Origin of the sequence: Companilactobacillus pabuli (assembly GCF_014058425.1) — a bacterium.
GTDB lineage: Bacteria > Bacillota > Bacilli > Lactobacillales > Lactobacillaceae > Companilactobacillus > Companilactobacillus pabuli.
Genome location: NZ_CP049366.1, coordinates 1,390,171 through 1,413,953 on the forward strand (window position 1 = coordinate 1,390,171; position 23,783 = coordinate 1,413,953).

General features: G+C 35.6%; 29 protein-coding genes, 2 tRNA genes and 1 other annotated feature. Of the genes, 6 read left to right on the forward strand and 25 right to left on the reverse strand.

The window, feature by feature from the left end:
• Positions 1-23: 23 nt before the first annotated feature.
• From nusB to G6534_RS06785, 9 genes are all read right to left on the reverse strand, one after another.
• A complete protein-coding gene (gene nusB, locus G6534_RS06745; protein WP_010019408.1) occupies positions 24-428 on the reverse strand; it encodes a transcription antitermination factor NusB in 405 nt (134 codons plus the stop codon).
• A gap of 5 nt (positions 429-433) precedes the next feature.
• Complete coding sequence (locus tag G6534_RS06750; RefSeq protein ID WP_010019407.1) at positions 434-853, reverse strand: Asp23/Gls24 family envelope stress response protein; 420 nt, start codon at positions 851-853, stop codon at positions 434-436.
• A gap of 27 nt (positions 854-880) precedes the next feature.
• A complete protein-coding gene (efp, locus tag G6534_RS06755) occupies positions 881-1,441 on the reverse strand; it encodes an elongation factor P (protein ID WP_057815143.1) in 561 nt (186 codons plus the stop codon).
• A 138-nt stretch (positions 1,442-1,579) separates the two neighbouring features.
• On the reverse strand, positions 1,580-1,852 hold the full coding sequence (gene rpmA / locus G6534_RS06760; RefSeq protein ID WP_057815145.1) for a 50S ribosomal protein L27: 273 nt from the start codon (positions 1,850-1,852) through the stop codon (positions 1,580-1,582).
• Positions 1,853-1,864: 12 nt separating this feature from the next.
• On the reverse strand, positions 1,865-2,209 hold the full coding sequence (locus G6534_RS06765) for a ribosomal-processing cysteine protease Prp (RefSeq protein WP_056945147.1): 345 nt from the start codon (positions 2,207-2,209) through the stop codon (positions 1,865-1,867).
• Between the two features lie 2 nt (positions 2,210-2,211).
• Complete coding sequence (gene rplU / locus G6534_RS06770) at positions 2,212-2,523, reverse strand: 50S ribosomal protein L21 (protein WP_059073571.1); 312 nt, start codon at positions 2,521-2,523, stop codon at positions 2,212-2,214.
• A 9-nt stretch (positions 2,524-2,532) separates the two neighbouring features.
• Positions 2,533-2,600 (reverse strand) — a sequence feature (ribosomal protein L21 leader region).
• Between the two features lie 44 nt (positions 2,601-2,644).
• Positions 2,645-4,102, reverse strand: coding sequence for a hypothetical protein (locus G6534_RS06775; RefSeq protein WP_152999944.1), 1,458 nt, complete (start codon positions 4,100-4,102; stop codon positions 2,645-2,647).
• A 192-nt stretch (positions 4,103-4,294) separates the two neighbouring features.
• Positions 4,295-4,540, reverse strand: a complete 246-nt coding sequence (locus tag G6534_RS06780; protein WP_059073569.1) for a hypothetical protein — start codon at positions 4,538-4,540, stop codon at positions 4,295-4,297.
• A gap of 146 nt (positions 4,541-4,686) precedes the next feature.
• Positions 4,687-6,087 (reverse strand): carboxylesterase family protein, encoded by a 1,401-nt coding sequence (locus G6534_RS06785; RefSeq protein ID WP_059073568.1) that lies wholly within the window; start codon positions 6,085-6,087, stop codon positions 4,687-4,689.
• A gap of 187 nt (positions 6,088-6,274) precedes the next feature.
• On the opposite strand from G6534_RS06785, the gene G6534_RS06790 reads away from it, so the two are divergent.
• From G6534_RS06790 to G6534_RS06800, 3 genes are all read left to right on the forward strand, one after another.
• Entirely contained in the window at positions 6,275-6,460 is a 186-nt protein-coding gene (locus G6534_RS06790; protein ID WP_010019396.1) for a hypothetical protein, read from the forward strand.
• A gap of 464 nt (positions 6,461-6,924) precedes the next feature.
• Positions 6,925-6,998 (forward strand) — tRNA-Arg (locus G6534_RS06795).
• A gap of 122 nt (positions 6,999-7,120) precedes the next feature.
• Positions 7,121-7,194 (forward strand) — tRNA-Arg (locus G6534_RS06800).
• Positions 7,195-7,424: 230 nt separating this feature from the next.
• On the opposite strand, the gene G6534_RS12285 is transcribed toward G6534_RS06800, so the two are convergent.
• From G6534_RS12285 to miaA, 3 genes are all read right to left on the reverse strand, one after another.
• Positions 7,425-7,556 (reverse strand): hypothetical protein, encoded by a 132-nt coding sequence (locus G6534_RS12285; RefSeq protein ID WP_010019394.1) that lies wholly within the window; start codon positions 7,554-7,556, stop codon positions 7,425-7,427.
• A gap of 411 nt (positions 7,557-7,967) precedes the next feature.
• Positions 7,968-9,218, reverse strand: coding sequence for a methionine gamma-lyase family protein (locus G6534_RS06805; protein WP_182082529.1), 1,251 nt, complete (start codon positions 9,216-9,218; stop codon positions 7,968-7,970).
• A gap of 1 nt (position 9,219) precedes the next feature.
• Positions 9,220-10,137: a tRNA (adenosine(37)-N6)-dimethylallyltransferase MiaA gene (gene miaA, locus G6534_RS06810; protein ID WP_059073566.1), complete on the reverse strand. Its 918-nt coding sequence runs from the start codon at positions 10,135-10,137 to the stop codon at positions 9,220-9,222.
• A gap of 84 nt (positions 10,138-10,221) precedes the next feature.
• Between miaA and G6534_RS06815 the strand changes: the two genes are divergently transcribed.
• Positions 10,222-10,416: a DUF3042 family protein gene (locus G6534_RS06815; RefSeq protein ID WP_010019390.1), complete on the forward strand. Its 195-nt coding sequence runs from the start codon at positions 10,222-10,224 to the stop codon at positions 10,414-10,416.
• A 58-nt stretch (positions 10,417-10,474) separates the two neighbouring features.
• On the opposite strand, the gene G6534_RS06820 is transcribed toward G6534_RS06815, so the two are convergent.
• From G6534_RS06820 to G6534_RS06880, 13 genes are all read right to left on the reverse strand, one after another.
• Positions 10,475-10,882, reverse strand: a complete 408-nt coding sequence (locus G6534_RS06820) for a rhodanese-like domain-containing protein (RefSeq protein WP_059073564.1) — start codon at positions 10,880-10,882, stop codon at positions 10,475-10,477.
• A 12-nt stretch (positions 10,883-10,894) separates the two neighbouring features.
• Complete coding sequence (locus G6534_RS06825; RefSeq protein ID WP_059073563.1) at positions 10,895-11,857, reverse strand: ROK family glucokinase; 963 nt, start codon at positions 11,855-11,857, stop codon at positions 10,895-10,897.
• Complete coding sequence (locus G6534_RS06830) at positions 11,854-12,081, reverse strand: YqgQ family protein (RefSeq protein WP_010019387.1); 228 nt, start codon at positions 12,079-12,081, stop codon at positions 11,854-11,856. Before G6534_RS06830 ends, G6534_RS06825 begins: the two co-directional genes overlap by 4 nt.
• Positions 12,074-12,751, reverse strand: coding sequence for a rhomboid family intramembrane serine protease (locus G6534_RS06835; protein WP_059073562.1), 678 nt, complete (start codon positions 12,749-12,751; stop codon positions 12,074-12,076). Before G6534_RS06835 ends, G6534_RS06830 begins: the two co-directional genes overlap by 8 nt.
• Positions 12,726-13,304: a 5-formyltetrahydrofolate cyclo-ligase gene (locus tag G6534_RS06840; protein WP_059073561.1), complete on the reverse strand. Its 579-nt coding sequence runs from the start codon at positions 13,302-13,304 to the stop codon at positions 12,726-12,728. The genes G6534_RS06835 and G6534_RS06840 overlap by 26 nt, the downstream gene beginning before the upstream one ends.
• 50 nt (positions 13,305-13,354) lie before the next feature.
• Positions 13,355-13,504: a 50S ribosomal protein L33 gene (gene rpmG, locus G6534_RS06845; RefSeq protein WP_010019383.1), complete on the reverse strand. Its 150-nt coding sequence runs from the start codon at positions 13,502-13,504 to the stop codon at positions 13,355-13,357.
• Positions 13,505-13,592: 88 nt separating this feature from the next.
• Complete coding sequence (locus G6534_RS06850) at positions 13,593-15,689, reverse strand: peptidoglycan D,D-transpeptidase FtsI family protein (protein ID WP_369833480.1); 2,097 nt, start codon at positions 15,687-15,689, stop codon at positions 13,593-13,595.
• Between the two features lie 36 nt (positions 15,690-15,725).
• Complete coding sequence (locus G6534_RS06855; RefSeq protein ID WP_059073559.1) at positions 15,726-16,022, reverse strand: HesB/YadR/YfhF family protein; 297 nt, start codon at positions 16,020-16,022, stop codon at positions 15,726-15,728.
• Between the two features lie 51 nt (positions 16,023-16,073).
• Entirely contained in the window at positions 16,074-16,550 is a 477-nt protein-coding gene (gene greA / locus G6534_RS06860; protein WP_059073558.1) for a transcription elongation factor GreA, read from the reverse strand.
• Positions 16,551-16,646: 96 nt separating this feature from the next.
• A complete protein-coding gene (mltG, locus tag G6534_RS06865; RefSeq protein WP_152999943.1) occupies positions 16,647-17,795 on the reverse strand; it encodes an endolytic transglycosylase MltG in 1,149 nt (382 codons plus the stop codon).
• 55 nt (positions 17,796-17,850) lie between these two features.
• Positions 17,851-20,256 (reverse strand): phenylalanine--tRNA ligase subunit beta, encoded by a 2,406-nt coding sequence (gene pheT, locus G6534_RS06870; RefSeq protein WP_182082530.1) that lies wholly within the window; start codon positions 20,254-20,256, stop codon positions 17,851-17,853.
• A gap of 4 nt (positions 20,257-20,260) precedes the next feature.
• Complete coding sequence (gene pheS / locus G6534_RS06875; protein WP_182082531.1) at positions 20,261-21,307, reverse strand: phenylalanine--tRNA ligase subunit alpha; 1,047 nt, start codon at positions 21,305-21,307, stop codon at positions 20,261-20,263.
• Between the two features lie 300 nt (positions 21,308-21,607).
• Positions 21,608-22,369, reverse strand: a complete 762-nt coding sequence (locus tag G6534_RS06880) for a TrmH family RNA methyltransferase (RefSeq protein WP_059073556.1) — start codon at positions 22,367-22,369, stop codon at positions 21,608-21,610.
• A 64-nt stretch (positions 22,370-22,433) separates the two neighbouring features.
• Between G6534_RS06880 and G6534_RS06885 the strand changes: the two genes are divergently transcribed.
• Positions 22,434-22,709, forward strand: coding sequence for an acylphosphatase (locus tag G6534_RS06885; protein WP_057815446.1), 276 nt, complete (start codon positions 22,434-22,436; stop codon positions 22,707-22,709).
• Positions 22,710-22,768: 59 nt separating this feature from the next.
• Positions 22,769-23,764, forward strand: a complete 996-nt coding sequence (gene yidC / locus G6534_RS06890; protein ID WP_059073555.1) for a membrane protein insertase YidC — start codon at positions 22,769-22,771, stop codon at positions 23,762-23,764.
• The last annotated feature ends 19 nt before the right edge of the window (positions 23,765-23,783 follow it).

The following is a 23,783-nucleotide window of genomic DNA, read 5'->3' on the forward strand; positions in this document are numbered from 1 at the left end:
AAGGCTGATAAATTTATCAGCCTTTACCCTTCTACAAAATTAGATAAAATTCCATTTATGAAGGACTTTGAGTCCTTATCGCCAAAGTCACCAGCCATTTGAATTGCTTCATCAATAGCTACTTTCCTTGGTACTTCTAAACTGTTTTCCATTTCAAATAACCCAACGCGTAAAATTGCACGGTCAATTCTGGACAAGCGTTGAACTGTCCATTTATTCTTCAAATACTTAGCAATTTTTTCATCAAGCTCTTCTTGATGTTCATTTGTTCCCGAAACCAAGAATGTCAAATAATCTGGCACTGCTTCAGTCGTCAAATCGCATAGTTGCATGGTAGATGCGATAGCGTCTTCTGGAGTGTCTTTAGTAGTTTCGATGGAAAATAGTGATTGAACTGCGAGTTCCCTGATCTTATGTCTACTTATCACTAGTTTTATTCCTTTTTATCTGTTGTTACACGTTCGATATCGCCAGTTTCTTTCTTAGCGATTAATCCGACAACATGTACGTTGATTTCACTTAAGTCTAAATCGGTCATGAATTCAAGTTGTTCAATGGCTGATTTTTGGATCTCTAAGGATACTTTAGGGATCGATACGCCATATTCTAGATAAACATAGACATCAGCAGACACTTGATTATCTGCAAACGACACATCAACTCCCTTACCATGGTTGATTCTACCAAAGAGTGAATCAATTCGGCTTGAAATAGTTCCACGCATTTCGTAAACACCCTCAACCTGGTTTGTAGCAATTCCTAAAAGGATCTCAATAACTTGATGTGATATTTCAACATTACCGTTTATTTTTCCACTATCTTGTTGTAGAGAAACATATTTTTGTTCAGCCATAAACTTATCTCCATAATCAATTATTAATTAGGCACGTGAAATGTAAGTACCGTCTTGTGTGTTAATTGTTAGCATATCGCCTTCGTTAACGAAGAATGGTACTTGCACAACAACACCTGTTTCCATTGTAGCTGGTTTTGAACCACCTGATTGTGTATCACCCTTGATTGAAGCTTCTGTTTCAACAACCTTTAGATCAACTGTATTAGGTAATTCAACACCAAGTGTTTCGCCACCATACATTATGACACTGACTTCCATATTTTCTTTCAAATACTTCAATTCGTCTCTAATTTCATCGCCTGGAAGTGATAGTTGTTCATAAGTTGTTGTATCCATGAACACGTAGTTATCACCATCAGCGTAAAGATATTGCATCTTCTTGTTCTCGATATTAGCTTTTTCAACTTTAGCAGTTGATCTGAAAGTCATTTCTTGAACAGCACCAGTTCTCAAGTTCTTTAACTTTGAACGTACGAAAGCACTACCCTTACCTGGCTTAACATGTTGAAATTCAACAACACGCCAGATACCATCTTTTACTTCAATTGTTAAACCGTTTTTAAAATCATTTACTGAAATTGACATTTGTTTCTCCCTTGATTCGTAAATTTTTACCGATAAAGCACCATACAATATCTTACCAATATTTCGGTGTTAATGGCAATAACTCATACTTATTATATAAAAAAAAGAGGAACATTGTCCTCTTTTTTCATCAATATATTAATATACTGAAACTTTTCTTCTGTCTTTGCCAAGTCTTTCGTACTTAACAACGCCATCTGTAAGTGCGAACAATGTGTCATCGCCACCGCGACCAACATTAGCACCTGGGTGAATCTTTGTACCACGTTGTCTGTAAATAATTGAGCCAGCTGTGATAGCTTGGCCATCAGCACGCTTAGCACCTAGTCTACGACCAGCAGAGTCACGGCCGTTACTTGTTGATCCACCACCCTTGTGGTGAGAGAAAAATTGTAAATTCATCTTAAGCATGAAGTTTACCTCCTAATCAAGATCTATTTTATTTTTTTGTACTGAAACTTCAATGTTTTTGGCATAACTTCCTTCGACATCTTTAAGAGTCCAAAACAAATTATCCAATAACAAGGCAGTATCGTGTGATATTGCTTCGTCAAATTGACAACCTAGATGGCCGCCATTTACCTCATCCATGACCACTTGAGGCTTAGCCCCAGTGAGTTTTTCCAGATTGTTGATCGTACCGATCGTAACTGCCGAAACAGCAGCACAAACTAAATCTTGACCATAAGGTCCTGAATCAGCATGTCCCTTAATTAAAAAGGAATCGATCTGTTTATCTGAATTCTGGTGAAAACTAGCTTTAATCATGATTAAGCCTTGATACTATCGATAAGTACCTTTGTATATGGTTGACGGTGACCTGTCTTTGTATGTGAATGCTTCTTAGGTTTGTACTTGTAAGTAACAACTTTCTTTTCCTTACCTTGTTTTTCAACCTTACCAGAAACACTAGCGCCTTCAACTACAGGGCTACCAACTTTAACAGACTTGCCATCAGAAACTAAGATTACATCATCAAATGTAACTGCGTCTCCTTCTTTGACATCAAGCTTTTCAACATAAATTGAAGAGTTTTCTTCAACTTTATATTGCTTACCACCAGTTTTAATAATTGCGTACATAAACGTACACTCCCTTCTAAGACTCGCCAACTAGGTGCACTAAGCTTAAACCTAATTTTGAGCGGTTGTAGATGCAATAGTGATTGCAACTTATAAAATATAGCAAATTTTACTTGCTTTTTCAACTATTCTCAGGATTTTTTTTATTTTTCAAGGGAATGTTTTGCAAGCTAAAATAAATTAACAGCATAAATCCAAATAAATTAACCAATAAAAATCCTAATCCCCACCAATCATATCGAGAATGGATTTCAATGATACTTTTACCCGGATTAGTTTTGAGTTGAACGGTATTTTGCTTTGTCTTCTTTGCAGACACTGATTCATTATTAATTTGAATTTGATAATTAGGTGAATATTGAATTGGGATATCGATCGTTGTCGTTTGAGGATTAATGTATTGAATCCAATAATCGGACCCTTTGGTATAATAAGAAACTTTTTCCTGCTTACCGTTGATTAGAAACTTATTATTATTTTTTTGAGCCACGTCATGATAATTCACTACAAACTTCTTGTAATCAACTGAATCAGCCATTTCAAGACTTCGTTTAGGACTAGTACTTACTTGACTGTAATTAACATAACCTAAGCCACCGATTGAAATAAGCAAAATCACTAGTTTCAAGATGGCTGGACTTTCCTGAAAGACTAACATGATCATCCGGCACAAAACCATAATGAAGAAAAAATCAAAAATACTTTGGAAAGCAAAAATCAAGCGACTAATATCTACATTTGATATTTTGGGTTGCAGTATCAACAGGCATGCTATTGGAATCATTTCGAAAATAATAATTTTATAAGCAAAAGAACTTTGTAAAAAAATCATTAAAATCAATAACAATAACAAAACGCTGATTGCTATCATCAAATACCACTGCATACGTGATAATTGTAATTTTGTAAACCAATCGAGATAATCAAAGTTTTTGATTGGATCCTGTTGCCATTTTGAATTCAACTGTTTCATGACTAAGGGACCAATAAAGCCAATCGTCGTTATAACGCCCATACTAATTACTTTGAGTACATTAAGTGATGTTTTCTTCACGTAATTCCATGAATGACTTAAACGACTAAATGGCATTAAAACAAACGCCACAACTAACGTTGCAGCCACTGCTATAGCAACATATGGTGAAGTCCAAACTATTAGTGCTTCACCCCAGACTAAAGTTTTCCAAGCGTGATTAGTAAAGAACTGATATGCGCCAAAATAAACCATCGGCAAAAATATCAGAACCAAATAATTCTCTAATCTTTGATTGGAAAAAACCAATAAAAGTCGATTTAGAGAAAATGTATAGCCAATAGCAAACAAAAGCGCTTCAAACGTATCTTTGTGGAATTTGTTCATAAAAAAGTAAGCACTGACTAATGTCAAAAATGTAACTATTGTCAAATAGACACTGAACCCATAAATCACATTAAACTGAACGAACATCCACCCCGTTAAGATCGTCAACCAAGGACTGAATAAATTCATTTGGCTACCTGTATGATTCCAAAAATCAAAATTGATTGGTGAAACAAGCACGTTAGAAAGGCTTTTTAAATGTGCGATGTTAAACGTCATTGTTTCCCCAAAACTAGCTTTGTTAAAAAAAAGTATCGTGTAAAGAATGCTTAGAATTAAAAATATTAGACCTAAAATGATCTTTTTCCATGAACGACTGGCCATCACGGAGAACCCCTTTATTAAATAATGACATTATTATACTAAAAAAGGACTGTGCTTAAACACAATCCCCAATCATTTTCTATTTTTCTAAGCAACTGTCATAAACAAGCGTCCTAAAACAATGAAAAAGAAAATCGCCATAAAAACTAGCTTTCCCCGTTTTAAATCCATCTTAGTTAGAATTCTTGTTATCAATATGAGGGCAACAATTAGACCAATTCCGATTAGAATACCCATCAAATTACTAATAATCGCTTGTTGAGTTAAAAACGCAGCTAAAACATCTATTAGAATGAAAGCAATCGTTACAAAAAATGCAAACTTTCTTTTCAAAATTCGTCCACCTCTAAAGTTATAGGCACCACAAAAAATGCCTAATGTTTAAGCACAACGACTTTATTGTAAAATTAAAAATTATTGTTTGCAAGATTATTTTTTCATGTCCCACTATAAATGCTTATCTATCAATATTTATTTTTTTATAAAAGATATGATTGCCAAGGTAATTCAGTCGGAATTCTACGACTAATGACGGAAACACTCTTTAAATCATCTGGATCCAATTCAAGAACTAATCGATCGTCATCGAATACTGGCCATTCATACTTAATATCTTCTTCGTAAGGCTTACCTTCATTGATAAATTCGAATAATAGGTTTAAGAAATGTTGCTGATTCTTACGATAGTCGATATTTAATTCTTCAACCGGTGTATTCAAGTACTGAAGAATTCCACCATGTTGTCCCTTAGCTACTTTGACGTAGTTGCAATAAACTTCAGCATCGCTTTCCTGCGTCAATAATTCAGCTAATCTTCTAGCTGGTAAAGTATACATAGCATTTCCTAGCATTTGTACAAAATCATTTTTTGAATACTGGTCATTTAACAAGGCAGCTCTTAAGACCTTCGTATTTTTACCGAATAAATCAGGGAAAACATCATTTTCTAGATGATTGATGTTCATTGATTTATAAGTTTCTAATTCATTGCTCCCTGCAGAGATGATTGTCTTAAACTGTGTCTTCTTTACTCGTTGAAGTAACTTCTCGTGCCAGTTTTTTGAAATCAAATCATCGTCGATCACTGGACCAAACCAATTAGTAGCAACGTGTTGATCAAGTAAATGTTCTTGAACAATTTGAAGACCATCGTCTGTTAAATTAAATAAGTCTTTCGTTGATTTAATGTCACTAGCCTGACAAATCATATCAGTTACTTTTTTTGCCGTAGTCATGTCACGAATCGTCTGAACGCCACCAGAAAATAAGATGATTTTTTGAATTCGATCCAAAACAGTTGCATTAGAAGCCATTAACGCTGAAATTGACTTAGCACCGGCTGAAATACCAACCAAGGTAACGTTTTTTACATCACCACCAAAACTAGCAGCATTATCCAAGACCCATTGAATTGCCATCAATTGATCTGACATACCGACGTTAGTATCACCGCCTTCAACTTTGCTCCAGCCAAACAAACCTAATCGATAGTTTGGTACAACGTGAACAACGGACTGATGATCCAGCCACGACATTTGTTTAGTATAATTTCCTCCCCGCAAAAAGCCACCGCCATAAAATTCGATGACAATCGGGTACTTTCCTTCTACATCAGGGGTACAAATATCAAGATTCAAACAATTTTCACCAAAGTTTATTTTACTATTTTGGTTAAGTGCATCTTTTTGCATTGGTTGAACACCGTGATGCACCGCATAATGAATTTTATTAATTTCATTTGGTCCAAATTTTGACATAGAAAATTCTTCAGCTCGCTTAAATCGACGTCCATATCCAAACGGAACTCCTAAAAAATCAAGGTGTTGATGATCAACAATCCCGTGATATGTCCCTGTGGTAGTTTTCATAATCTTCTTCATAAAAAATAGACCCCCCAATGAACAAAATATCAATTAATTAACATTCTAAACTAATATCATTATTGTACAAGAATTTCATGTAACCATTTTTAAGAACAAGTTGTGTGAAAAAATTCATAATTTCCCTTGTTTACTTAAATAACCTTGTATATAATTTCAAAGATATGTTTTTAAGGGAGAGATATAAATGGTATTAACAGACGCACAAAAACGTGCTAACGAAAAATGGCACAGGAATCATCGTGAACGCGCAAATTATATCGCCATGCGCTCATCAGCACGTAGTTTTATTAGAAAAAAGTCAACTCTTGAAGACCTCGAAGAACTTCAAAATATTATCGAAAATCGTCGCAAAGAATTAGTTGAACCCTAAATAGTCAAATTTAAAAAATGTAAACCATTACATTTTAAAATATTGATTTTTTTACTGAAATAAGGCTTATTTTTATGTCATTTGTAATAATTCTGTTATAATTTTGTTAGATAAGGGAGAAGGAAACCTTATCTGTTGTGTTCTGTCCAGATGCTGATGACATTAAAAGCTGCATTATTTTCGGAGATGACAATCATGAAATTGACAGTATGGATCAAATCATTATTTAAAGCCGAAAGAACTGAGACTTCCACACAAGACCGTGAGGTATTATGTGAATTAGAGGCTGAAAACAAGCCTTTCATTTACGGAAAGTAATGTTAGTCAGTAAATTATTTATAGGGATGGTTCACTTAAACGTTTAAGTGAACCTTTTATTTTGCCCAAATTAAGATTTTTTTTAATTTATATCAAAAATTAGATTGACATAGAGCGACTGCTTTATCTATAATAATAAATGTGCTGTCACAGTGGCTCAGTTGGATAGAGCAACGGTCTTCTAAACCGTAGGTCGTGAGTTCGAATCTCACCTGTGACATACCTTTAAATCGCTAGAGTAATCTGGCGATTTTTTTGTTGTCTTCAGTAAACTTTTAATTAAAAAATTTCAAATTTATTATTGCATAATCAAATCCTTTTCTCTATAATAGTACGAGTGATGTCACAGTGGCTCAGTTGGATAGAGCAACGGTCTTCTAAACCGTAGGTCGTGAGTTCGAATCTCACCTGTGACATTTAATCGAAATAATCTATGATCGTCTAGTCTGATGTCATAGATTATTTTTTTTGCCATTTTCTAAAAAATAAGACCTTTTCCAATTAAGGAAAAGGCCTTTTTTAGTTATCGTTGAGGATAGAATTGCAACTTTCGTTGCTAGTTAAATATAACATCTCTTCTTGCACATATCTATGATTTAGAGCAAGTGTAAACTAACTGTATTCTAAATCTAATATTTGTAAAATTTTATGCGCTCATTCTCAACAATTTATTCATAGCTTCTTCAATTGACTTACCGCATGCAGAAACCCGAGTGTTTTTCTTATCAAATACGGTAAACAATTGACGTTTAGTATCAAGTGTAACTTTATATCTCATATTGCTTACCTCCTATCATTTGATTATTTATCATACTCGCTTTTAAAAAAAAATCAATAGAAACAAACTATTTTATTTTTTATTTAGAGAATAGTTCGGTCAAAGTATTTCTTGTTTCCCATATTATTAAGACTAAACTTCTTTGCAGTAAATCTTAATCAATAATTTAGTTAAGCCTAATTAATTATTTCTTTTAGCCAGTCTATTAAGTATTTGTCACAAAGTTGTAATATTAATCGGTTTCTTTGGCATAAAAAGATATTTTTTCCTAATATTAGAAGAATGGTCTATCCTTTATTACGATTCTCTTTTAAATTTAGTAACAACGTTCGGAATTTGGACATTTTTTGGGAATTTAACTCAAAAATGTTTCATAAAACAAAAAAAGCCCGACCAATTAGGTCGAACTCTTTAGAAGAACAACTCTTTACATGCATTACTAATGGCAATCTTAACATGTTCATAAGTCAAACCACCTTGAATATAAATAATATATGGTGGTCTCATAGGTCCATCGGCTGAAAACTCGATACTAGCTCCAGAAACAAAAGTTCCAGCAGCCATGACAACTTGATCTTCATATCCCGACATGGCGCTAGGTTCTGGAGAAACGTTGGAATCTATCGGTGAAAATTGTTGGACAAGTTTAGCAAAATGAACCATCTTATCAGGATCATTGAACTCAATTGTTTGAATCAAATCAGTTCGATCATCATTCCATTTAGGTGAAACATTTAATCCTAATTTTTCAAAAATAGCTGCTTCAAAAACAGCGCCTTTAATTGCATTACCAGTTACTCTGGGTGCTAAGAAAAATCCTTGGAACATTTCTGATTGACGATCAATTGTAGCCCCTTCTGAAGCGCCAATTCCAGGTGCAGTCAAACGATAACTAGCTAGTTCAACTAAATCCTTTTTACCAACAATATATCCTCCGACTTTAGCCAAACCACCACCAGCATTTTTAATCAATGAACCGGCCATCAAGTCAGCACCGACCTCAGTTGGTTCAACCGTCTCTGAAAATTCTCCATAACAGTTGTCGACAAAAATTATTGCATCACTGACAGTCTTCACTTCTTTGATGATTTCAGCAATCTCTTTAACCGTCAAACTTTTGCGAGTTGAATAACCACGAGATCTTTGGATAGCAATTACTTTAGGATTTTGTTCTTTGATTTTTTGTTTCACCAAATCAAAATCAACCTTATCTCCATCCATTTTGACTGAATCAAAACCAACTTGATAATCGATTAAAGAGCCACGTTTGTTACCAGCGATCCCGATAACTTCTTGCATTGTATCGTATGGTTCTCCCGTAACGTACAAAAGATTGTCTCCTGGGCGCAAAATCCCAAACAATGCAGTTGCTAATGTATGGGTCCCCGAAACGAATTGTGGACGAACCAAAGCCGCTTCAGTTTTGAAAACATCAGCATAAACTGCTTCTAATTGATCACGTCCACGATCATCATCCCCATAACCGGTCGTTCCTAGCAAACTACTTTCATCGATATTTTCTTCTCGGAAAGCAGCCAAAACTTTATTTTGATTGTCCAAAACTTGTTCATCTATTTCAGCTAGTTTTGGTGCAATTTGTTGATCAACCTCTTGGATAACTTTTTTTAACTTGTCTGGAAATGCAGCATTCCACTTAGTCATTTTACCCCTCCATAAAATTAACGATATTTTTTTCAATTATTTCTTGATAATCGTTATCATCACTAATATTATACCAATCCACATCCATTTGATTGCGGAAATACGTAAATTGACGTTTAGCGAAATGACGGGAATTCTTTTTAACTTCTGACAAACAAGTTGTCAAATCAGCTGTACCGTCAAAATAGGGATATAGTTCCTTGTAACCAATTCCTTTACTAGCTTGGGGGAATTTATCACGATTGTCATAAACGTACTTAGCTTCGCTAATTAAGCCATTTTCAGCCATTATATCCACTCGATGGTTAATACGTTCATACAATTTTTGACGATCATCCGTTAAACCTACCAAATAAAAGTCAGCCCATTTTTCACCATTATCCTGTTCTGTAATCGATTTGCCAGTTGTTTTCATAACTTCAATCGCTCTGATCAAACGGCGTGTATTATCAATGTCAATTTTATCAAAAGCTTTCGGATCGATTGACTGCAACATTTTTTGCAATCGGTCAACACCACCAGTCTGTTCGATTTTCATCAGTTCTTTACGTAAAGCTGGATCACTATCTGACTTACCACCTAAATTTAAATTGTTGATCAAAGAACTCAAATAAAAACCCGTTCCTCCAACAACCAAAGGCAGTTTCTGATCATTAGCTAAACTAGTAATGATTTGTCGAGCTTTTTGTTGAAAATCTTTAACTGTATAACGTTCACTGGCATCACAAATGTCTACCAAGTGATGTGGAACAGTCTGTAACTCTTCTGGAGTGTCCTTAGCCGTTCCGATGTCTAATTTCCGATAGATCTGCATTGAATCACCGGAAATGATCTCACCATTGAATTTTTGAGCCAATTTTAAACCTAAGGCACTCTTGCCAACGGCGGTCGGTCCTACTATTGCAACTACTTTTATCAAAAAATTACCTCTCTTAGACAGTCTTTTATAGATATTTTAAAGGAAATACGCCATAATGAGAACTAAAGACAGGAGGAATGTATTATGGCAAAAAATCAAAAACACTTACGTTTTGTTAAAGGCTTCCTTGTTGGTTCACTAACAACAGCTACAGCAGTTTATGGAGCATTACATGCTTTCAAGAAGAAGGTCATCGAACCAGAAAACCAAGAAAACGAACGTATTGAAGCTAACCGCAGACGTGCTAACCGTAAGAGTTTACAAGCACACCAAGGCTAAACTTAAAAACATTATACTAAAAAATGCTGTGTCAGATTTTTTTCTGCACAGCATTTTTTTAGATTTTAGTGGTTTTCTTTGTCTTACCTTCCCAGTCGGAAAAACGGTCTTCTAACCATTTAACGTCAGTGAAGCCCCACTTCTTTTGCATTTTAAGAGCTGCTCGAACACACATGTTCTTGTTATCTCCATAAAGATAAACTGGAAGATCAGGTCTCAATTCGCCTTCATTGTACTTTAATTGCGTAAATGGAAGGTTTCTTGCACCCAAAATGTGTTTAGCATCAAAAGCATTTTTCTCTCTTAAATCAACGATTTGAGCTTTTCTCATCGTTTCCTCAAAGGTCTTTTGATCAATTGCGCCGTGCATTTGTCTACCCTTTAACCAGAAGTAGAGCCATGAACCAACCCAATAAACCAAAAAGCCGATTACAATAACATATAAAACGGCATTCAAAACTTGCATTAATACAAACTCCTAATCAACTTTAATCAATGAAGCAGCACCGATAACACCAGCACCATTACCAAGACTAGCTAGTCTTAATTCAGTTGAATCCTTGATTGTAGCAAATTCGTTTTTACGCATAGCTTTGTCAACTTTGTTTAGCAAGAAATCACCAGCAGCTGAAACGCCACCACCGATAACAACAAACTTAGGATTCAAGGTATTAGCGATGTTACCTAGAACAAATCCAAGTGAGTCACAAACATAATCGACAACCATCATGGCCAAGTCATCATCTTTCTTGGCTAGATCAAATACGTCCTTAGCAGAAATATCTTGACCATCATCAAGCATAGCCTTCAATTCTGAATTTCCAGCATATTCTGAAGCACGGTCTCTAGCAACACGTACGATACCAGTAGCTGAAGCGATTGTTTCTAGACAGCCTCTCTTACCACAAGTACACATGAAACCATTAGGATCAACTGTTACGTGACCAATTTCACCAGCAGCACCATTTTGTCCTTGAATCAACTTACCATTAGCGATGATACCACCACCAACACCTGTTCCAAGTGTTACAAAGACAACATCGTCAGCGTTGTTACCAGCACCTTGCCATCTTTCGCCAAGAGCAGCAACGTTAGCATCATTTTCAATGACAACTGGTAGGCCAGTTCCCTTTTCAATATCACGTACTGGATAAACTTCATTAGTCCAGTTAAGGTTAAAAGCACCCTTGATTGTGCCCTTTTCATGATTGATTGTACCAGGTGAACCTAATCCGATACCATCGAATTGGTCAACGCTCATATCATACATGTCGATATGATGATTAATTGAATCAATAATGTCAGGAATAATCAATTGTCCATCAGATAGAATATTTGTTTCAATACTCCATTTTTGTTGAATCTCACCTTTATCAGTAAGAATAGCAAATTTAATTGTTGTACCACCAAGGTCAACACCGATTAACTTTTTGTCTGTCACTTTGATCTGTCCTTTTCTTCTTCTTTTCTATGCTCCCGTTTTAAGACCAATTGAGCACTAATAAAAGTCTTTTTGTCGATCAATCCATCTTTGTACAAACGTTTGACCTCAATAAACATCAGTTCAATGTCCCATAATCTTTTACCAAGATGGACAAAAGTACCGAAACGTTTGAGTAACTGTTGTACATCATAGAGGGTCGTAAAGCTCATCTTATTATCCATAAACGATCATACCCTTTGCATACATATAATAAGAAATCACAACAACTACTACTATTGCTAAAGCCCGAAAAATCATCTTTGGACGAGAAATGTTTGGTAAACCCAAAGCATATCCCAAAAGCAGCCCCCCAACGGCACCGCCAATGTGTCCCCAGATATCAATTCCAGACATAGTTAGATCCATCAATAAATTAATGACGATCAAACCTAGAAAACTCTTCCCTAATTCTGTCAAAAAACGATTTTCACGATAAATTATTGCCAGTGATAAGAATGCGGCGAACATTCCAAACAATGAAGTACTAGCCCCTGCCGAAATAGCATTGTTACTACCAAAAGCAAAGCTGGCCAAATTACCCATAATTCCACTCAACATGTAAACTATCAAAAATCTCCAATGACCAATCATTGGTTCAAGTATTTGACCGACATATAATAGTGTAAACCCATTCATCAGAATATGGAAGATACCAATGTGTAAAAATATTGGTGTTATTAAGCGCCACCACTGACCTTCTTGTACTAAATAATTAGTTTTGGCTCCAAAATGAATCAAAGTTAATAAATTTTGTGAACCACCACTAATTGTCTCTAGTAAGAAAACTACCACGGTTACCGCTAATAAAGACCAAGTTACGTAGGCGTTAGAGCGCCGATTGATTATCTGCATTTTGTTCATCCTTTGCAACGATGATCTTATCGATTTGCTTGTCTAGCACATAAACTGGCCAAAGTGGCTCTGAATAATATTGGCTAGTTAAAGCTAAGGAGATAGTCTTCGTTGGAAATTTGGCTAGATATCTATCAAAAGTACCTGAGCCAAATCCCAAACGATTCTTATCTTGGGAGTAAGCCAATCCAGGAACAATCAAAAGATCAGGTGGATTCATCACGTTATTTTCATAATCTTTAGGTTCCCTGACGCCAAAAGCCGACTCAATTAATTCAGTATCTTGCGTGTATTTAACAAAAGACATTGAATAATCAGAAAAAGTCTTTGGAATATAGACTTCTTTTCCCATTTCAAAACATTGATTGATAATTGGAAAAGTCGGTATTTCATCGTTGGTACTCATAGTGATTCCAACTGAAGGCGCATTTTGAAAATCTAAATCATTAAATAATTGAAAATAAAGGTTGTTGATTTCTTTCTGAGCCTTATCAGACTTCATAAAATCGCTCACAAGATCAATTTGTTTTTTTCTGAAACTTACTTTATCCAACTAATGATCACTCCTTAGAAAAAAAAACAACAGGGATTTTAACCTGTTGTTTATTTTGTTTCACGATGCAATGTAACAGTACGTTCGCGTGGACAATATTTCTTAAGTTCAAGACGATCGGGATTGTTACGCTTGCTCTTGCTTGTTAGATATGTACGTTCATGGCATGAAGTACATTCCATTGTTATATTAACTCTCATCTTTGGAACATCCTTTCATAAATACTTAACTAAATTCAACTAATTAAATATATCATTTTTTCGGGTATATTAAAAGGTTAAATTCAGATTATTTCTGACCCGTCATTTTATAATAGTCGGTATAAATCTGTTTTGCAAGCAATTGAGGATAACTCCCGCTTTCACTAGTTAGATTAGGGAAGACAATTGCCATTGCAATGTTTGGATCATCATAAGGTCCAAAACTGACCAAACTAGTAGTGATTGTTTCTGGTGGATCAGAAGAAGGATTATCAGGGTTGTAGTAGAATGATTGAGCTGTACCAGTCTTAGCAGCTACTGCTGGTGAAAGATCCTTTAGACGAGTAGCAGTTGTCCAATAACCACTACCATGTACGGCTGCATACATACCCTTTTTAACAACATTTAATTCATCGTTTGTTACGCCAACTTTATTCAAGACTGAAGGCTTAGTAACTGAAGTCAAAGCACCTTTAGTTCCATCATCTTTAGTCTTTTGAATTGATTGTACGACGTAAGGTTTCAAGCGATAACCACCATTAGCAATGGTTGAAATATATTGAGCCATTTCGATCAACGTATAAGCATCATAGTTTCCATAGGACAAATCCAGTGCAGAACCAGTCTTCAAAGAGCCATTACTATTGTGAGTAGCACCTTCGATACCCGCTGTTTCACCAGAAATATCGATACCTGTTTTGACACCTAAACCAAATTGATTGAAGTAGCCACGTAATTTATCAAAGATATCATCATCCATATGAATATATGAATTTGGCGTATATTTAGCATTAGCTTCTTTCAAAGCTAAATTCATCATGTAAATATTAGATGAAAATTGTAGAGCTTGAATGGCATTCAAACTACTGAAAGTTCCTGCTGGATAAACTGATTTCTTAACCGGAGTACCTGGCAAATAAATTGGATCATCAGCTTGAGTATTGTTGCTTGGAGAAATAACTCCATCCATCATCGCACCCAAAACAGTAGCCCCTTTGACAGCAGACCCCATAACGAAGGTACGATTGATAACACCTAAAGCATCTTCAGACGTTTTACCAGTTTGTGGATTATTGTGAATCCCAGCCATAGCTAAAATAGCACCGGTCTTTGGATTCATCGCTACTACATAAGCACCATCAGAATATTGTGTTATTCCGGCAGATTGAGCAGCACTATATTGTTCTTCTAGAGCGGCTTGAACCTTCTTTTGGAACTTAGAGTCAATCGTCAAATTAAGATTGCCACCCTTTTGACCTTTGTATAAGGTAGTACTCTTTTTAATTTGATTATTGGAACCAACTTGAACTTGTTTTTGACTCTTAGTACCAGAAAGAATCGATTCATAGCTCTTCTCTAAGTAACTAGTACCAACACGGTCATTTCGAGAATAGCCACTAGCTAGCATTGTATTCAATTCATCATCAGGAATACCTTGCTTTTCTGTTGATACACTACCGATAATACTTGCGATTGACTTACCTTGTGGATAATCACGTTCCCAATTACTACCGATACTTACACCTGGCAGTTCTGTTAAATGCTCACTCACTTGTGCGATTTCTTTAGAACTTAAATTCTTATCCTTCAAAAATACCGTTGAAAGTGAATAAGCAGAACTCATAGTTTTGAATAATGAAGCACGTTGCATGTCTTTATCATTCAAATGAATACCCTGTTTTTCAACATACTTAACTTCGTTAGCATAAATCTTAGTAGTAGACAAAGCATCCCCATTACTATCAACACGATACGATTTGGGCATTTGCTTAATAACTTGCTTCGATTTGTTTGGAGCTGACAAAATATAATCAGCCTTATCACGACTAGTTAAATCACTAGGATCAACACTAATATACTTAGTTAATCTGTTAACAATCGTATAAATATCAGACGAACTAACACTACCACTCTTCGTATAAGTGATGGCATTGTGCGTTGAATTACCAACCAAAAGTCTACCTTTTGAATCATAAATCATTCCACGTGGTACACTGCCTGTCATTACTGTCTTGTCTGTCCGATCAACTTCAGCTTCAAATTTGCCACCATAGACGATTTGCAAATAAGCAAGTTGAGCGACCAACATTGCGAATAGCACAAAGACAATAAAAAAAAGCAGGTTTAGACGAAATGGAATAGTAGACTTCGCTTGACTACCCGTTCTTTTCTTTATTATATCCAGTATTCTTCTCATATTCATCCTTCAAAAAACGAACGATTATTCATTCGATTTAAAAATATACTTAGGCCCATCGAGGTCTGGATCATACTCTACCAACAAATCATATCTGGCAAAAAACCACGTATCACTGTCAGTGATGTAATAAACCACACCATCGACTACGGTACTGGCTACTGGATCAACTGGCTTTTCTTTACGCATAGCGATTGAAAAACCATCGTGAACCATAGTCTTTCCATAGACCTTACCATAAAAATGTACACCGTCACCGGGTACTAAGTCCAACTCTTTTTCAAACCATTTGATTGCTTCATCTGTTAGCTTAATTTCCATTACGTCCACCTCAATTTTTTTCTAAGATAAACATATCAGAAAACGTCTTCATTAAGCAACTTCAACGGCTTTTACAGTAACTTCATAACTACCAACAGGTGTTTCAACAGTAACTACATCACCTGTATGCTTGCCCAATAAAGCCTTAGCAATTGGTGAATCGTTTGAAATCTTACCACTGTCAGGATCTGATTCTGCGGCTCCAACGATTGTATAAACGTCAGGTTCTTCGCCATCTTCTTGAACAGTAACTTTCTTACCGATTGAAATTTCATCATGAGCTACATCATCAGCATCGATAACATTAGCGTATTGAAGCATTTCAATAATTTGAGAAATTCTTGACTCAACTACACTTTGTTCATCCTTTGCAGATGTGTACTCTGAGTTTTCTGAAAGGTCACCGAAACTTCTAGCAATCTTGATACGATTGATAACTTCTGGACGTTTAACCTTCTTTAAATTTTCTAATTCTTCTTCCAGCTTCTTCTTACCTTCAGCTGTCATAGGATAACTTCTGTCTGCCATTGTTATATCTTCCTTTTTAAAATCATTATTGTGATAATTTCAAAATGTCATCTAACCTGTAATGATTAGATGACATTTATTATCTGTAATTATACATTATTGACCTAGAGATGAGTTTTTACTTTCATGCTCTTGCAATGTATGTGAATAATATACCTTACCAGTCTTCAAGTTGGCAACAAAGTATAGATAATTTTCATCCCTATCACTAGGATTCAAAGTAGCCTCTATTGCTTGCACACTTGGAGTATTAAATGGTCCAGGTCCATAACCTGCATTCTTGTACAAGTTATATGGAGAATCAACTCTAACATCTTTATTACTCAATTTAGTCTTATGAGTATTCAATGCATACATAACTGAAATATCTGATTGAATTGGCATATCGATATCAATACGGTTGAAGAATACACCAGCAATCTTCTTACGATCCTTTTCAGTAACACCTTCACGCTCAACTAATGATGCCAAAGTAAGTGTTTGTTGCACTGTTAAGCCTTTTTCTTTAATAGTTTCAAAGTAAGGCTTCATGATCTCATTGTCTTTTTCGACCATTTGGTTAACTAATTCTTTTAGAGTTTCACCCTTGTAAAGACCATAAGTAGCTGGGAACAAATAACCTTCTAGATGATATCTAACATTTTTCTTAGCCATTGATGAATCCAACAATTCAGGATACTTCTTCTGAAGTTGTTTCATGTAAGATTTATCCTTCATCAGTTTCAAGAAATCTTTTTTCTTAAACTTAGTTGATTTTTGAATCTGATCACCAATTTGGTCTATTGTAACACCCTCACGAACTAGCACAGTATTCGAAGCTGTTCCAGTTGGTTCGGCACTACCACCCTTTTGCAACTGCTTAACAACATGGTTCATATCCATTGATTGCTTGAAAGTATAATACCCTGCTTGAAAATCAGTATAGTTTTGAGCTTTAACGTAGAAATTAAAGACTGTCGCACTCTTGATAACTTTATCCTTTTCAAGAGTCTTAGCAATTTCTTTACTAGAAGAACCTATTGGGATTTTAACAACAATATCTTCTTTACTATTCGCATTATATGGTTGCAATGAACTATTCACATAATTAAAGCCAATGATAGCAACGACGACTGCCAAAACCGCAATCACACCAACAATCCAATACGCAATATGATTAGCGACTGATCTTTCTTCGGCGCGAGTTTTGATTTTGTCATCTGACTCATGCTTCAATGCTTCTTTTTTTTCATCCTTTTGGCTCAAGACACAGCCTCCCGAGTTAATTTATTAGAATTATACCATTAGTTTGGCAATAATTTTATCTAATTTCCACATTAAATTTTTGAACTAGACTGTCTTTGACTAATGTAAAGGCCTTTTCTACTTCCTCATCAGTCAAAGTATCATTAGGATTCAAGAATACTAAGTGATAACCGAGTGACTTATGGTTAGGTTTGATATTCTTACCTTCATAAACATCAAAGATATTAACATCCTTCAAATATTTACCACCATTATTAAAGATATCAGAAATAATTTGACCATTTTCAACATCTTTTTCTACTAAAATAGCTAGATCACGGCTGACTTCTGGATACTTAGGTGCGCTAGTTGCTTTGACATTTCTAGTATTCAAGTCGAATAAGGCATCAATATTCAATTCAAAAACAAATGTGTCATTGACATTGTGTGCTTTTTGATAATTTGGATGCAATTTACCGATAATACCAACCATTTGACCATTAGCCAAAATCTTAGCCGTTTGTCCAGGATGAAGATTATCATAATCTGCCGTTGCAACAAATGAAAATTCAGCATCAGCATTAACGTATGACAACAATTCTTCAACGATTCCCTTAACATAATAAAAGTCTACTGGCTTAGCATTACTGTTCCAAGCATCCTCAATGACATTACCACTGATGGCACCAGAAATAAATGGTAATTCTTTTGGACGATCATTTCCAGTCTCTCGATCAAATACTCGAGCTTGTTCAAATATTTGAAGATCATCGTTCTTTCTAGCTTGGTTATAAGCAATATCTCTGACTAAGCCTGGAATCAAGCTGTTACGTAAGTATTCGTGATCTTCAGTCATAGGGTGAAGCAATTTAGTATATTCTGAATTTAAAATATTGAAATCATCAACTTCTTGTTTGTTCAATAATGAATAATTGATAACTTCATCCAATCCACTAGCCAACAAGGCATCACGCAATTTATTACTCAATTCACGCTTAGCGCTGTAGCCACCGCGAGTTTCCATTCCAGCTGGCAAAGTATTAGGCAAGTTTTCATAACCATAAATTCGGTTTACTTCTTCAACTAAGTCAGCCTCAATTTCCATATCCCAACGGCGTGTAGGAATTGTCACAGTTACCGCATCGCCTGATAATTCACTAGTAAAACCAAGTCGATCAAAGATTTGAAGAATTTCATCACTTGAAAGTTCTAGCCCCATCAAATGATTAATGTGCTTGATACTACCTTTGATAACAGTAGGTTGAGCTTTAGTAAAGTTACCGATAATTTCCTCAGAAATTTCTTTGGCATCACTAGCTTGGTCAATCAATTGTGTAGCGCGGACTAAGGCTTCACTGACGATTCCATTATCAACACCTTTTTCAAAACGGTTTGAGGCATCGTCACGCAAATCATGTCTTTGAGCAGCTTTTCTAACAAAGGCTCCGTCAAAGACACCAGCTTCTACTAAGATATTGGTAGTATTTTCATCAACAGCAGCACGAGTTCCATTAATGATACCAGCTAAACCTAAAACTTCATCACCAGATGTAACTACTAAATCGTTATGATTTAAGGATTTTTCAGTATCAGCTAATACTAATTTGTCGCCATCTTTGGCAAGTTTAACGGTTAAATTCTTTTGAGGTAATTTGTCCAAATCGTAAACTTGAACTGGTTGACCGTATTCGATCATCACATAATTTGCTGCATCGACAACACTGTTGACGGGTCTGATATTTTGATTCCAAAGTCTTCTTTGCATCCAAAGTGGACTCTTAGTAACCTTGATGCCTTTTAATTCACGAAGTAAATAATCTGGAACCAAGTCTTTTTCTTCAACTGTTGCAGTCGCATCAGTCAAATCTTTAACTTTACTTTGATTTAATTCTGGTTTAGTAAATTTAGGCTTTTCATCGTAAGTTGCACCGATTTCCCAAGCAGCACCACGCATCCCTAAAGTATCGGCACGGTTAGGAGTAATATCGATATCGACCATTTCGTCTTTAAGACCTAATAGATCATAAACATCTTGTCCTGGTGTTTGTGGTTCATCGAAGACATAGATACCATTTTCGAATTCTTTTGGCATGTATTGAGCAGGAACACCGACTTCATCAAGTCCACAAATCATCCCGTTAGATTCTTGTCCACGAAGTTTACCACGTTTAATACGCACGCCATTTGGCAAATGAGCACCATGCAAGGCTACAATTACGTATTGATCAGCGGCCACATTAGGAGCACCACAGACGATTTGAATTTCTTCTTCTTCACCAACATCAACTTGGCAAAGTTTTAAATGATCTGAATCTGGATGTGGTACTACGCTAGTAATGTGCCCGACAACCAAATTAGTCAATTCCTCACCGAGTTTGACTGGGCCAGATTCGATACCAGTTAGAGAAACTTTATTAGCAATTTCTTCAACCGTGTGATCGACTGGAATGTATTCTTTTAGCCAATTAACAGAAATTTTCATTATCTTAATTTACTCCTTTGAATTGTTCTAGGAATCTAACATCGTTGAGATAGAAATCACGAATGTCGTTAACTCCGTATTTAAGCATTGCAAAACGCTCTGGTCCAAGACCAAAGGCCATACCACTGTATTCATTAGGATCGATGCCTGACATCTTCAAAACGTTTGGATGTGTTAAGCCAGCACCTAATACTTCAATCCAACCAGTATATTTACAAATACGACAACCTGTACCACCACAATTGAAACAAGAAACGTCAACTTCAACTGATGGTTCGGTAAATGGGAAGTAACTTGGACGGAAACGGATCTCACGATCAGGACCGAAGACGTGACGACATAATGCATCAAGCGTTCCCTTTAAATCTGCCATAGAGATATTCTTATCAACAACTAAACCTTCAATTTGATGGAATTGATGTGAGTGAGTAGCGTCATCATCATCACGACGGTAAACAACACCCGGTGAGATCATCTTCAAAGGACCTTTAGTAAAGTCATGAGCTTCCATGTCACGACCTTCTTGAGCTGAAGTTTGAGTTCTCATCAATAATTCATCTGACAAGTAGAACGTATCTTGCATATCACGAGCCGGATGATCTTTAGGGATATTCAATCTTTCAAAGTTATAGTGATCTTCTTCAACTTCATAGCCACCAGCAACTTCATAGCCTAAACCAATGAAGAATTGTTCAATATCTTCAATCGTTTGGTTCAAAATATGTTTTGTTCCTTGAACCTTTTTTGTAGCTGGTAAAGTAACGTCGATTGTTTCTTCTTCAAGTTTTTTGGCAATTAATTTTTGATTAAGTTCCGCCATTTTTTCTTCAATAGCAGCTTGAATATCTTTTTTAACGTTATTAGCTAAAGTTCCAATTTCTGGACGTTGTTCAGCTGGAACATCTTTCATACCACGCAAGGCTTTAGTGATTGGACCTTTTTTACCTAATAAGTTAACTCTTAAATCATTTAATTCTTGAAGCTTTTGTGCACGTTTAGCTTCATCGATACCATTTTCTCTTAAATTCTTTAACGTATCATTTAATGACATTTTCTTCCTCCTTGGTGATAAAACTGATTCTGGAATTTTTAAATGTATCCACATAAAAAAGTCCCCATCCCAAATAAGGGACGAGGACTCGCGGTACCACCCTAGTTCATGTTAAACATGCACTCAAGTAGTTATATAGTAACTAACTAAAAACTCAGAAAGTGAATTCGCTGTTTTATTTATCAAGCCTATCTCAGTTAACGGCTCTTCCTGTTATAAATGCCACAGTTACTATTTTTCGTCAAAGTTTAAATATTATTTATACAAATGATTATACAAAAATTAAAAAGTTTCGCAAGTTTATAATGTTTGTAAACCGTACATCAAAACTCCAGCTGCAACCGCTACGTTAAGGGATTCAGCTTTTCCTAGAATTGGGATATAAATATTTTTATCGGTAGCGTTCAAGACATTTTGACTGACACCGTGGGCTTCATTACCCATGATCAAAGCGAATTGGTCTTGTTTTTCTAATTGTGTATAAGGTTTAGCCTGAGCATTTACCTCTGATCCATAAATAGTTAAACCAGATTTCTTAGCCAAGTTGATAGCCTTGTCGATATCCATACGATAAATTGGCAAATGGAATTGACTACCTTGCATTGAACGTTGGACTTTTGGTTGGTAAAAATCAGCGGTATCCATACTTGTAATTACACCATCATATCCAGCTGCATCAGCAGTTCTAACGATTGTTCCCACGTTACCAGGATCTTGGACATCATCCATCATGACCCACTTACCAGAAAATTCTGTCAGATCGTCACTATTTTGGACTTTGATGACTGCAAAGATTCCTTGTGGAGTTTTTGTTTCTGACAAGTCTTTAGCTACATCTTCAGAAATAGTTACAGCAATTTCATGATATTTTTTAACGAGACGGTCTTCTTGGTACTTTTCAGTTACCAATAATTTTACAAAATCTTGTTCATATTGGTCGGCTTCTCTAACTAAATGGAAACCCTCAATCATGTATGTACCAGTCTTACGAATGTTTTTAGTTGCAGACAACTTCTTTAGTTGTTTAATTTCGTCATTTTTTTTCGATTCGATATACTTCATATAATCCATCCCTCTTGTTCTATAATATAGATATTAACACATTCAAAGATTTGAGGTGATACGTGTGAAACATCTTTCCATTAATGTTGATGGACTCGTTCAAGGCGTGGGCTTTCGTTACTCAACTTTTCAAGTAGCTCAAGAACTGGGCGTCAATGGAACCGTGCAAAATGAGATCGACGGATCCGTTTCAATTGAGGCTGAAGCAGATCAAAAAGTACTTTATATTTTTTTAAATCGTGTTAAATCTTCACCTTCACCCTTTGGAAAAGTTACCAAAATGGACTATACTTTTTCTGACGACTTACAACATTACACAAAATTCACTGTGATTGGTTGAAACGTCAAATGAGTTAACGTATATTACTTTGTATACGATTAAAAGGGTGGTTTATTTAAGTGAATAAAAAATACGTCAAATATTTATCAGTACTGTCTTTAGTCTTAGTACTGACACTAGTTTTGACGGGGTGTGCACAAGGTACAACTAACCTTCATGCTCCAACTAGTGGGCCATATGGTTTCATTTACAAATGGCTAGGGATTCCGTTCCAAAATTTGATCATGAAGACCGCAGAAGCAGTCGGTGGTACAAATGCCTACGCTTGGGGAATCATGATTATCTCTTTTGTAGTTCGTTTGATTTTGGTTCCTTTATCATTGAACCAACAATATAAATCAACAACTCAACAAGAAAAAATGCGTGCTGTTCAACCACAATTGAAATTGATTCAAGAAGCACAAAAGAAAGCTAAGGGTCCTGATGCTCAACAAAAGATCAGTAGCTTAATGATGCAAGTTTACAAGGCTAACAATTTGAGTTTGACTGGTGGTATGGGTTGTTTGCCACTATTATTACAAATGCCTATTTTGATTGGTATTTATCAAGCCGTTCAATATTCTAAAAATATTGGTTCAGCTACATTCCTTTCAATCCCACTTGGCAAACCTAGTATAGTAATTGCTATTGTTGCTACCTTGTTCTACTTAGTTCAAGGTTGGATGTCACTTCAAATCGTTCCAAAGGAACAAAGAAAACAAATGCAAACTATGTTGTTGATGAGTCCAATGATGACTTTCTTCATTTCTATGATTTCAACAGCAGCCCTTGCACTTTACTTCTTAGTTGGTGGTGTCGTTATTGTCATTCAACAACTCATTACTAACTATGTAGTTACTCCTAGAATCAGAAAGAAAACTGATGAAGAGTTAGCTAAGAATCCAGTTAAGATTGTTGTTACTAAGGAAATGCTTGATGAAATGCTACAAGCAGATGGTACAAGTACAACAAGTGGTACTACAGCTAATACTTCTAAACAAAAAGCTGAAGCTAATGAAATGCACAAAAACATTCGTGAATTGAATAAGGGCAAACAAAATCGCAACAAGAAATAAAAAAATAAGTAAAACTCTA

Bases quoted from the DNA above. Each gene is read 5' to 3' on its own strand.
- G6534_RS06750 (WP_010019407.1), bottom strand. From the start codon at position 853: ATGGCTGAACAAAAATATGTTTCTCTACAACAAGATAGTGGAAAAATA.
- efp (WP_057815143.1), bottom strand. From the start codon at position 1,441: ATGTCAATTTCAGTAAATGATTTTAAAAACGGTTTAACAATTGAAGTA.
- rpmA (WP_057815145.1), bottom strand. From the start codon at position 1,852: ATGCTTAAGATGAATTTACAATTTTTCTCTCACCACAAGGGTGGTGGA.
- G6534_RS06765 (WP_056945147.1), bottom strand. From the start codon at position 2,209: ATGATTAAAGCTAGTTTTCACCAGAATTCAGATAAACAGATCGATTCC.
- rplU (WP_059073571.1), bottom strand. From the start codon at position 2,523: ATGTACGCAATTATTAAAACTGGTGGTAAGCAATATAAAGTTGAAGAA.
- G6534_RS06775 (WP_152999944.1), bottom strand. From the start codon at position 4,102: ATGACGTTTAACATCGCACATTTAAAAAGCCTTTCTAACGTGCTTGTT.
- G6534_RS06785 (WP_059073568.1), bottom strand. From the start codon at position 6,087: ATGAAGAAGATTATGAAAACTACCACAGGGACATATCACGGGATTGTT.
- G6534_RS06790 (WP_010019396.1), top strand. From the start codon at position 6,275: ATGGTATTAACAGACGCACAAAAACGTGCTAACGAAAAATGGCACAGG.
- G6534_RS12285 (WP_010019394.1), bottom strand. From the start codon at position 7,556: ATGAGATATAAAGTTACACTTGATACTAAACGTCAATTGTTTACCGTA.
- G6534_RS06805 (WP_182082529.1), bottom strand. From the start codon at position 9,218: ATGACTAAGTGGAATGCTGCATTTCCAGACAAGTTAAAAAAAGTTATC.
- G6534_RS06815 (WP_010019390.1), top strand. From the start codon at position 10,222: ATGGCAAAAAATCAAAAACACTTACGTTTTGTTAAAGGCTTCCTTGTT.
- G6534_RS06820 (WP_059073564.1), bottom strand. From the start codon at position 10,882: ATGCAAGTTTTGAATGCCGTTTTATATGTTATTGTAATCGGCTTTTTG.
- G6534_RS06830 (WP_010019387.1), bottom strand. From the start codon at position 12,081: ATGGATAATAAGATGAGCTTTACGACCCTCTATGATGTACAACAGTTA.
- G6534_RS06835 (WP_059073562.1), bottom strand. From the start codon at position 12,751: ATGCAGATAATCAATCGGCGCTCTAACGCCTACGTAACTTGGTCTTTA.
- rpmG (WP_010019383.1), bottom strand. From the start codon at position 13,504: ATGAGAGTTAATATAACAATGGAATGTACTTCATGCCATGAACGTACA.
- G6534_RS06855 (WP_059073559.1), bottom strand. From the start codon at position 16,022: ATGGAAATTAAGCTAACAGATGAAGCAATCAAATGGTTTGAAAAAGAG.
- greA (WP_059073558.1), bottom strand. From the start codon at position 16,550: ATGGCAGACAGAAGTTATCCTATGACAGCTGAAGGTAAGAAGAAGCTG.
- pheT (WP_182082530.1), bottom strand. From the start codon at position 20,256: ATGAAAATTTCTGTTAATTGGCTAAAAGAATACATTCCAGTCGATCAC.
- pheS (WP_182082531.1), bottom strand. From the start codon at position 21,307: ATGTCATTAAATGATACGTTAAAGAATTTAAGAGAAAATGGTATCGAT.
- G6534_RS06880 (WP_059073556.1), bottom strand. From the start codon at position 22,369: ATGAAGTATATCGAATCGAAAAAAAATGACGAAATTAAACAACTAAAG.